The sequence below is a fragment of the Catenulispora yoronensis genome (assembly GCF_039531695.1).
Taxonomy (GTDB): Bacteria; Actinomycetota; Actinomycetes; order Streptomycetales; family Catenulisporaceae; genus Catenulispora; species Catenulispora yoronensis.
The window spans coordinates 1-566 of record NZ_BAAAQN010000220.1; the positions used below are offsets into that span (position 1 = coordinate 1).

The 566-nt window shown below is 52.1% G+C and carries 1 protein-coding gene; it reads left to right on the forward strand.

All coding sequences use genetic code 11. The annotated features are described in order from the left end of the window. Positions 1–211: 211 nt before the first annotated feature. The coding region (locus ABD481_RS46945) for a helix-turn-helix domain-containing protein (protein WP_310958303.1) at positions 212–566 on the forward strand (355 nt) is incomplete at its 3' end.

Consider the following 566-nt stretch of genomic DNA (forward strand, 5'->3'; position numbering starts at 1 on the left):
ACTGGTTTGGGACCAGGGGGTCGGAGGTTCGAATCCTCTATCACCGACCAAATTCGAAAAGCCTGCTCAATGAGCAGGCTTTTTTGCATCTGAGGCCAGTGAGGATGAGAACCTCCGGGGGCAGGAGGTTCGACTCGCGTTTCGTAGGCCCGCGCAAGCGCATGGACTGCACCCCAAAAGTTGGACACCCAACTGAGTAAGGTGCAATTTTATGGCTAAACCAAAGTATTCCCCTGAAACAAAACTGGCTGTGGTTAATCATTATTTGTCCGGTAAAGACGGAGAACAGAGTACAGCCGACCTTTTTGGTATTGAAAGAACATCTGTCCGTCGCTGGGTCAGGGCATGGCAGTTCCACGGTGCAGAAGGCCTGACTGCAAAAAATAATCATTATTCCGATGAATTTAAACTCGTGGTCGTCCGGGCGGTTATCAGTGACCGCCTGACGATGCGTGAAGCGGCTGCCCGGTTTAATCTCTCCGCAGAAATACTTGTCCGGCGCTGGCTCGACGTGTACAACGATGCCGGAGCGGAAGGTCTTTTAAACATACAATGCGGACGGCCCG